The sequence below is a fragment of the Streptomyces spiramenti genome, from assembly GCF_012034385.1.
Taxonomy (GTDB): domain Bacteria; phylum Actinomycetota; class Actinomycetes; order Streptomycetales; family Streptomycetaceae; genus Streptomyces; species Streptomyces spiramenti.
This window is the reverse complement of the sequence record NZ_JAAVJB010000216.1, coordinates 1-8,354: the sequence shown is the minus strand read 5'-3', so window position 1 is coordinate 8,354 and position 8,354 is coordinate 1. Positions and strand designations below refer to the sequence as shown.

Genomic DNA, 8,354 nt, shown 5'->3' with positions numbered 1-8,354 from the left:
CCCCGGCGGCGCGCCGGCCACAGGGCGCGGCGCGGCCGAGGAGTCCCTGGATCCGGCGGACGCAGGAGCCGCAGTCGGTGCCGGCCTTGCAGCGGGCGGCGATCTCGCGGGGGGTACCGGCGCCGGCGGCCACGTGGTCGTGGACCTGCTGCTCGGTGATGCCGAAGCACGAGCAGACGAACACCGGTCACCTCCGGGGTGCGGTCGCGGAAGACCCCACCACGGGCGGGTGAGGTAAACCTAACCTTACCCACGGGGTGAGTGGCACGAAAGGGGCGCGGGACGCGGATCGGTGTGATCCGCGTCCCGCCCCCGCTCCCTGCCTCGCCTCACCCGGGGCGGTGACGAGGGGCCGTGCTCACTGCGCCCGGTACATCTCCGCCACGAGGAACGCCAGGTCCAGCGACTGGCTGCGGTTGAGCCGGGGGTCGCAGGCCGTCTCGTAGCGCTGGTGCAGGTCGTCGACGAAGATCTCGTCGCCACCGCCGACGCACTCGGTGACGTCGTCGCCGGTCAGCTCCACGTGGATGCCGCCCGGGTGGGTGCCCAGCGCCTTGTGCACCTCGAAGAAGCCCTTGACCTCGTCGAGGACGTCGTCGAACCGGCGGGTCTTGTACCCCGAGGCGGCCTCGAAGGTGTTGCCGTGCATCGGGTCGCACACCCAGGCGATCTGCGCACCGGAGGCGGTGACCTTCTCCACCAGCTCGGGCAGCCGATCGCGGATGCGGTCGGCACCCATGCGGGTGATGAAGGTGAGCCGGCCCGGCTCACGCTCCGGGTCGAGCCGGTCGATCAGCGTCAGCGCCTCCTCGGCGGAGGTCGTCGGCCCGAGCTTCACGCCCACCGGGTTGCGCACCTGCGCGGCGAACTCGATGTGGGCGCCGTCCAGCTGGCGGGTCCGCTCCCCGATCCACACCATATGGCCCGAGACGTCGTAGAGCTTGCCCGTCCGGGAGTCCACCCGGGTCAGGGCCGACTCGTAGTCCAGCAGCAGCGCCTCGTGGGAGGCGTAGAACTCGACGCTGTGGAACTCGGCCGGGTCGGCGCCGCACGCCTTCATGAAGCTCAGCGCCGAGTCGATCTCCCGGGCCAACGCGTCGTAGCGCTGCCCCGAGGCGGAGTTGCGCACGAAGTCCTGGTTCCAGGCGTGCACCTGCCGCAGGTCGGCGTAGCCACCCGTGGTGAAGCCGCGGACCAGGTTCAGGGTCGCGGCCGAGGAGTGGTACATCCGGCGCAGCCGCTCCGGGTCCGGCGTCCGGGCCTCGACGGTGAACTCCGGACTGTTCACGGAGTCGCCCCGGTACGAGGGGAGCTCCACGCCGTCCCGGCGCTCGGTGGGCTTGGAGCGGGGCTTGGAGTACTGGCCTGCGATGCGCCCGACCTTGACGACGGGCACCGCCGCCGCGTAGGTCAGCACGGCGCTCATCTGGAGCAGCGTCTTCAGCTTGGCGCGGATCTGGTCGGCGCTCACCTGGTCGAACGCCTCGGCGCAGTCCCCACCCTGGAGCAGGAACGCCTCGCCCCGGGCGACGGCTCCCAGTCGGGCGCGCAGCTGGTCGCACTCGCCCGCGAAGACGAGCGGAGGATAGGACGCGAGGTCCGCGGTCACCGCGCGCAGAGCCTCTTGGTCCGGGTATTCAGGCTGCTGCGCCGCGGGAAGGTCACGCCAGGTGGCGCTGGGGGTGCTGATGTCAGCGTTCACGGTCACCTTGTCAGGTTAGCGGCGCGAGGCATCCTCCCCGCGCTCCGCCCGGGGAGTGAGATGACCGCCACTCGCGGTGCGCGCACCACCCCGGCGGCGCTATGCTCCCGGGCATGTTCGCGCAGCCGACCCGTACCTGGTGGTGGACCGTCCCTCCGGCGGCCCACTGATCGCGCGTTCGTCCACACCGACGCCACGGCCGCCCCGAGGGGCGGCCGTCGTCGTTCCCGGACGGCCATGGCTCGCCCCCGCAGCGGCCCCGCCCACGCGAGGGAACCCGATGCCACCTGCCGCCACCCCCGACCTCCCGGCGCCCGACGCGACCGGAGGTCCCGTCGCCGCGCTGCTGCGACGGCTCACCTCACCCGACGCTCCCCCGTTCGCCCTGCTGCGCCGCCGCACTCCCGGCCGGGACGCGGACACGGTGGAGGTGATGACCGGGCCGGTCCGTGACCTGGAGCGGCTGGCCGACATCCCGGACCGCCCCGGCGAGCGGCTCGGCGCGCTCGCCCTGGTCCCGTTCCGGCAGCTCACCGAACGTGGTTTCGACGTCGTGGACGACGGCACACCGCTGACGGTGCTGCTCCCCCACGAGGTGCACGAGCTGCCGGTGGACGAGCTGCTCCCCCTCCTGCCCGACCACGCGGTCGAGGTCCGCGACGAGGGCTTCGACCTCGACGACGAGGCGTACGCCCGGACGGTGCGGCGGGTCCTCGACGAGGAGATCGCGACCGGCGAGGGCGCGAACTTCGTCATCCGCCGCACGTTCCGGGGGAGCGTCGACGGCTACCGCCCGGCCGACGCCCTGGTGCTGTTCCGGCGGCTGCTCACGGCCGAGAGCGGCGCCTACTGGACCTTCGTGGTGCACACCGGACGCCGCACCCTCGTCGGCGCCGGACCGGAGGTCCACGTGCGGACGTCCGGCGGCACCGTGGTGATGAACCCCGTCAGCGGCACCTACCGGTACCCGCAGCAGGGCCCGGACCCGGAGGGACTGCTGACGTTCCTGGCCGACGGCAAGGAACGGGACGAGCTGTCGATGGTGGTGGACGAGGAGCTGAAGATGATGTGCGCGGTCGCCGACGGCGGCGGCACCGTCATCGGCCCGCGGCTGGTGCCGATGGCCCACCTCGCCCACACCGAGTACGAACTGCGCGGTCGCACCACGCTGGACCCGCGCGAGGTGCTGCGGAGGACGATGTTCGCGGCGACGGTCACCGGCTCGCCGGTCCGCAACGCCTGCCGCGTCATCAGCCGCCACGAGGCCGACGGCCGCGGTTACTACGCCGGGGCGCTCGCCCTGCTCGGCCGGGACGAGGGCGGGGCGCGGACGCTGGACTCCCCGATCCTGATCCGGACCGCGGACATCGACGCCGCCACCGGACGGCTGCGGGTCGGCGTCGGCGCCACGCTGGTGCGGGGCTCCGACCCGTGGGCGGAGGTCGCCGAGACGCACGCCAAGGCCGCCGGGGTCCTCACCGCGCTGGGGGTGCGCCCGGGCCGTGCGGCGGCCCGCGCGGGCGCTCCGTCGTCCACGGCCGACCCGCGGGTCCGCGCCGCGCTGGACGCGCGCCGCGCCGGTCTCGCGCCGTTCTGGCTGCGGTTGCGCCCGCAGGGCCCGGACGGCACGGACGCGCCCGCAGACGCTTCCCACCGGGCGGCGGAGGCCGAGGTGCTGGTGGTGGACGCCGAGGACGACTTCACCACGATGCTGGCCCACGTGCTGCGCGCTACGGGCCGACCGGTCCGGGTGGTCCCGGTACGGCGACTCGCGGGACTCCCCGCCGGGCACCGCGGGCCGGTGGTCCTGGGGCCGGGGCCGGGCGACCCCGCGGACCCCGCCGACCGGCGGATCGGGGAGCTGCGGCGGCTCGCCGCCGATCTGCTGACCCGCCACCGCGGCGGTCTGGTGGGTGTCTGCCTCGGCCACCAGCTCCTCGCCTCGGCCCTCGGGCTGCGGGTGGCGCGGCTGCCCGCGCCCGCGCAGGGGCTCCAGCGGGGGATCGAGTTGTTCGGCCGACGCGAGACCGTCGGCTTCTACAACTCGTTCACGGCACGCTGCGACGACACCACCGCGGCCGAACTCGCGGCGCGGGGCGTCGCGGTGGCCCGTGACGAGGACGGCGACGGGGTGCTCGCGCTGCGCGGACCCGGGTTCGCGGGGGTGCAGTTCCACCCCGAGTCGGTGCTGACCCTGGACGGCCCTCGCATCCTCGACGAGCTCCTCACCGCGGCTGCGCGGCGAACCGGGGTACCGGCCGGCTGAACGGCGGGGCAGGGAGATCGGGGGGGGCGGCGCCGACCCCGGCGGGCCCGGCGGTCCGGAGCGCGTTCGTGCACCCGCTCCGGACCGGCTCGCCGTGGCGCAGGACGCGGTCGGCGCACGGCGGAGCGGCGCGCTCGTCCCGGGGCGCCTCCGGGCGCTTCCGACGACGCGGCGGGCGGCCCGGGCCGCGACGCGGGCCGGGCGGGTCATCGGGCGGGTCATCGGCGGGTCATCGGGCAGTGCCTTCGGAACGCCCGCTCAGTCCGCCGTCAGCCCCCGCTCGATGGCGAACCGCACCAGCTCCACCCGATTGTGGAGCTGGAGCTTGCCGAGGGTGTTCTGCACGTGGTTCTGCACCGTGCGGTGGGAGATCACCAGCCGCTCGGCGATCTGGCGGTAGGTGAGTCCCTTGGCAACCAGCCGCAGCACCTCGGTCTCCCGCTCGGTCAGCTGCGGCGCGGCCTCCCGGGCCGGAGCCGGGCGCGGGCCGGCGGAGGCCAGGCGCCGGAACTCCCCCAGCACCAACCCGGCGAGCCCGGGGGTGAACACCGGCTCGCCGGCGGCGGTACGGCGGACCGCGTCCAGCAGTTCGGCGGCCCCGGCCGACTTCACCAGGTAGCCGGTCGCACCGGCCTTCACCGCCTCCAGCACGTCCGCCTGCTCGCCGCTGGCGGAGAGCACGAGCACCTTCGGTGCGGTCCCGCCCGCCGCGCCCGCCAGGCGCCGGCAGACCTCCGCCCCGGGGAGCCCCGGCAGGTTGAGGTCCAGCACCAGGACCTCGGGCCGGGTCGCCAGCGCACGACGCACCGCCTGCGGCCCGTCCCCTGCGGTGGCGACGACGTCGAGCCCCGCCGCTGCCAGGTCGCGCGCGACGGCGTCCCGCCACATCGGGTGGTCGTCGACCACCATCACCCGCAGCGCGGTACCCGCCCGCGCCGCGCTCCCCGCGGGTGTCGCGTCCGTCCCACTCATCGCTTCGGCACCTTCAGCTCGACCTCCGTCCCCTGGCCCGCGACCGACTCCCAGGTCGCGGTGCCCCCGAGTTCCCGCAGCCGACCGCGGATCGACAGCGAGACCCCCATCCTGCCCTCCGCCTCCGCGGCGGCGAGCCGGCCGGGCGCGATACCGGGTCCGTCGTCGCGCACGGTCACCACGACCTCCCCCGGTTCGTCCTCCAGCAGTATCCAGGCCCGGCCGCCCGCGCCGTCCGGACCGGCTGCGTGGTGCCGCACGTTGTCCAGCGCGGCGCCGACCGCGGCGTCGAGCTCACGGGCCGCGCCGGCCGGCAGCGGCACGCGGCCCGCCGGGGCCGAGAAGGTGACCCGGTCGGACGCCCGTCGGGCCAGCAGCGCACGCAGGTCCGCCTCGCCCGCGCCCTCCGGGTGCGGCGGCCCGGGGGCCGCCTCCGGGGCGGCACGTGGCGCCGGGAGCGGCTCCTCGCCGGGCGGGGGGCCGCCGTGGATGAGCCGCCGCAACGCCTGCTCCTGCTCCCCGGCGAGGCGGCCGAGCTCGGCGGCGGCCGGATCGGCCCTGTCCGCCCGGCGCCGGACCATGGTGAGCACCTGGAGCACGCCGTCGTGGATGTCGCGGGCCAACCGCTCGCGCTCCCGGGTGGCGGCCTCGATCCGCAGCGCCCGGGCCAGTGTGCGCTCGCTGGCGCGGGCGACCTCGACGACGTACCCGATGGCGATGCTCGCCAGCCACACCAGCAGCACGTTGTGGACCGTGGCGCGGCCGAACCCGGCGGTGGCGAGGTTGGCGGCGCCGATGACGGCCGAGGTCAGCGCGGCCCAACGCCAGCCGGCCTTCACCGCGAAGGCGAGGACCGAGCCGGCGACCCAGATCGACGGCAGCGTCGGGGTGACGGCGTCGGCCGGGTCGGCGATGGGGCTGAGGAGGATCCCGGCCACCGCGATCGTCAGGTCCCCGGCGAGGAACGCCGGGGTGCAGCGGTCGGCGCCCAGGGTCCGACGGATGGTCAGCGCCGTCCACCCCACCAGCACCGCGACATAGCCGGCGGCGACGGCCGGACGGCCGCCGTCGGTGTAGTCGCCCCAGGCCAAGACGAGGAGCGCCACGGCGTACACCGTGGTGATCGCCCGGTACCCCGTCAGCGCCCGCCACAGCGGGCGCTCCACCGACATCGCGGGTTGCTCCCGCTGCTCGGGCACCTCGTCCCTCCCCGCCCCGCGCCGACCGGCGCCCCTCGGTGCCGGCTCAGGCCGGCGGCGTCTCCCGCTTGCGTGCCGCCCGCTCCTCCAGCCGGTCCTGCTCCGCCCGCTCCCAGGAGCGGCGCTCGGCCTTCTCCGCGCGCTCGACCTCGGCCTGCGCCTTGGCGGCGTCCTCGATCTGGCGCTTGGCCGCCGTGGCGTAGATGTCCACGTACTCCTGGCCGGAGAGCTTCATGATGGCGTACATGACCTCGTCGGTGATGGAGCGCAGGATGAACCGGTCGCCCTCCATCCCCTGGTAGCGCGAGAAGTCCAGCGGCTTGCCGAACCGGATACCGGGACGCAGCAGCTTCGGCATGACCTTCCCGGGCGGCTGGATCTTCTCCGTGTTGATCATGGCGACCGGGATGACGGGGGCTCCGGTGGCGAGGGCGACGCGCGCGAGCCCGCCGGGCTTCCCGCGGTACAGGCGGCCGTCGGGCGACCGGGTGCCCTCGGGGTAGATCCCGAACAGCTCTCCGCCCTCCAGCACCTGGATGCCGCTGGCGATCGCCGCCTCGCCCGCGCCCCGCGCCCCCGAGCGGTCGACGGGCAGCTGCCCGACGCCCTTGAAGAAGGCGGCGGTCAACCGCCCCTTGACCCCGGGGGTGGTGAAGTACTCCGCCTTGGCGATGAAGGTGACCTTCCGGTCCAGCACCGCCGGCAGGAAGAACGAGTCGGAGAAGGAGAGGTGGTTGCTGGCCAGGATCGCCGGCCCCTGCGAGGGGACGTGCTCCCTGCCCTCCACCCAGGGGCGGAAGGCGACCTTGAGCCCCGCCCCCACGGACATCTTCATCGTGCCGTACAACACCCCGGAAACCTCCTGTGTTCTTCCGGGCACGACCTTACTGGGCTTTCCGCCCGGCGTCGGCGTCCGTACGGCACTCGGACGGCGGGACGCCCGCGGGCGGACGCGTGGGCGGCCTCTCTGCCGAACAGGGCGCGAACGTTCTAGGGTGAGTGGGCACCGCCCCGCGCACCACCGGGTACCCGGTACCGAACGCCGGACACCGCCGCCCGCCGGTGCGTCCAGCGGTGCCCGCGCCGCCCGGAGACGGGCGGCACGACCAGCACCGCACCGGCACCGCCCAGGCCACCGAACGGAGCCGCCCCATGCAGCTCGTCCCCGGCACCGAACCCTTCACCCGCGAGGGTTCGGCCACCGGCATCCTGCTCTGCCACGGGTTCACGGGAAGCCCGCTCTCGCTCCGGCCCTGGGCCGAGCACCTCGCGGCGCGCGGACACACCGTCTCCCTGCCGCTGCTCCCCGGCCACGGCACCCGCTGGCAGGACCTCCAGCGCACCGGCTGGCAGGACTGGTACGCGAGCGTGGACCGCGAGCTGCGGCTGCTGCGGGAACGCTGCGAGGAGGTCTTCGTCGTCGGGCTCTCCATGGGCGGCGCGCTGGCGCTGCGGCTCGCCGCACGACACGGCGACAGCGTCGCCGGGGTCGTCGTCGTCAACCCGGCCGCCTCCTTCCCCCGGGTGAAGGGCTGGGTGCTCCCGGCCCTGCGCCACGTGGTGCCCACCACCCGGGGCATCACCGACGACATCGCCCGGGGCGGAGTCGAGGGCGGCTACGAGCGGGTGCCGCTGCACGCGGCGAACGCGATGCGGCAGCTCACGCGGCTGCTGCGCGGGGACCTGCCCCAGGTGACCCAGCCGCTGCTGGTGCTGCACAGCCGGGTGGACCACGTGGTGCCACCCTCGGACTCGGCCGTCGTGCTGGGCGCGGTGTCGTCCACGGACGTCACCGAGGTCGTGCTGGAAGACAGCTACCACGTCGCGACGTTGGACCATGACGCGGAACGCATCCACCAGGAGACCGATGCGTTCATCAGCCGGCTGACGACACGGGAAGGCCGTACGTGACGGAACGTGACAAGGAGCGCGGCGACGGCCGCGATCCGCTCGACGAGGAAGCGGCCTGGGCGGAGATCGTGGCCGGGTACGGCGAGGCCCCCCGAGCCCCGGGGGATGCGCCGGAGCCGCCGCGCGAGACCGGCGAGGAGCGTGACGGGGACGGCCTCGTCCCCGGGGTGTGGCACCCGGACGCGGTACCCGACCACGGCTCGGGCGGCTCCGCCGCCGCGGCCCGTGCGGACGCCGCCGGGACGGCCGACACGGCAGCCTCCGGGGACGCCGACGGCCCGACGACCGGCGGCACCCGCGAGGG

At 75.0% G+C, this 8,354-nt stretch carries 7 protein-coding genes and 1 pseudogene; 3 read left to right on the top strand and 5 right to left on the bottom strand.

Annotated elements, in window-relative coordinates; translation table 11 throughout:
* A partial coding sequence (locus HCJ92_RS19735) for a (2Fe-2S)-binding protein (protein WP_167934957.1) occupies window positions 1–184 on the bottom strand: 184 nt, incomplete at its 3' end.
* Between the two features lie 174 nt (window positions 185–358).
* Window positions 359–1,708, bottom strand: a complete 1,350-nt coding sequence (locus HCJ92_RS19730; protein WP_167934956.1) for a class II 3-deoxy-7-phosphoheptulonate synthase — start codon at window positions 1,706–1,708, stop codon at window positions 359–361.
* Window positions 1,709–1,982: 274 nt separating this feature from the next.
* Here HCJ92_RS19730 and HCJ92_RS19725 point away from each other — a divergent pair, with 274 nt between their 5' ends.
* Window positions 1,983–3,968: an anthranilate synthase family protein gene (locus tag HCJ92_RS19725; RefSeq protein ID WP_167934955.1), complete on the top strand. Its 1,986-nt coding sequence runs from the start codon at window positions 1,983–1,985 to the stop codon at window positions 3,966–3,968.
* 258 nt (window positions 3,969–4,226) lie between these two features.
* Here HCJ92_RS19725 and HCJ92_RS19720 read toward each other — a convergent pair whose 3' ends face one another.
* From HCJ92_RS19720 to HCJ92_RS19710, 3 genes are read right to left on the bottom strand one after another with little or no spacing between them, the layout of a single operon-like run.
* A complete protein-coding gene (locus HCJ92_RS19720; RefSeq protein WP_167934954.1) occupies window positions 4,227–4,940 on the bottom strand; it encodes a response regulator in 714 nt (237 codons plus the stop codon).
* The gene (gene macS, locus HCJ92_RS19715; RefSeq protein ID WP_420824746.1) at window positions 4,937–6,139 is read right to left on the bottom strand and encodes a MacS family sensor histidine kinase; all 1,203 of its coding nucleotides are present in this window, start codon (window positions 6,137–6,139) and stop codon (window positions 4,937–4,939) included. Before macS ends, HCJ92_RS19720 begins: the two co-directional genes overlap by 4 nt.
* A 46-nt stretch (window positions 6,140–6,185) precedes the next feature.
* Window positions 6,186–6,974, bottom strand: a complete 789-nt coding sequence (locus HCJ92_RS19710; protein ID WP_167934958.1) for a lysophospholipid acyltransferase family protein — start codon at window positions 6,972–6,974, stop codon at window positions 6,186–6,188.
* Between the two features lie 317 nt (window positions 6,975–7,291).
* Here HCJ92_RS19710 and HCJ92_RS19705 point away from each other — a divergent pair, with 317 nt between their 5' ends.
* Window positions 7,292–8,050, top strand: coding sequence for an alpha/beta hydrolase (locus tag HCJ92_RS19705; protein ID WP_167934953.1), 759 nt, complete (start codon window positions 7,292–7,294; stop codon window positions 8,048–8,050).
* Window positions 8,047–8,354 (top strand): annotated as a pseudogene (locus HCJ92_RS19700) (hypothetical protein); the annotation flags it as partial. The gene HCJ92_RS19705 and the pseudogene HCJ92_RS19700, both read left to right, overlap by 4 nt.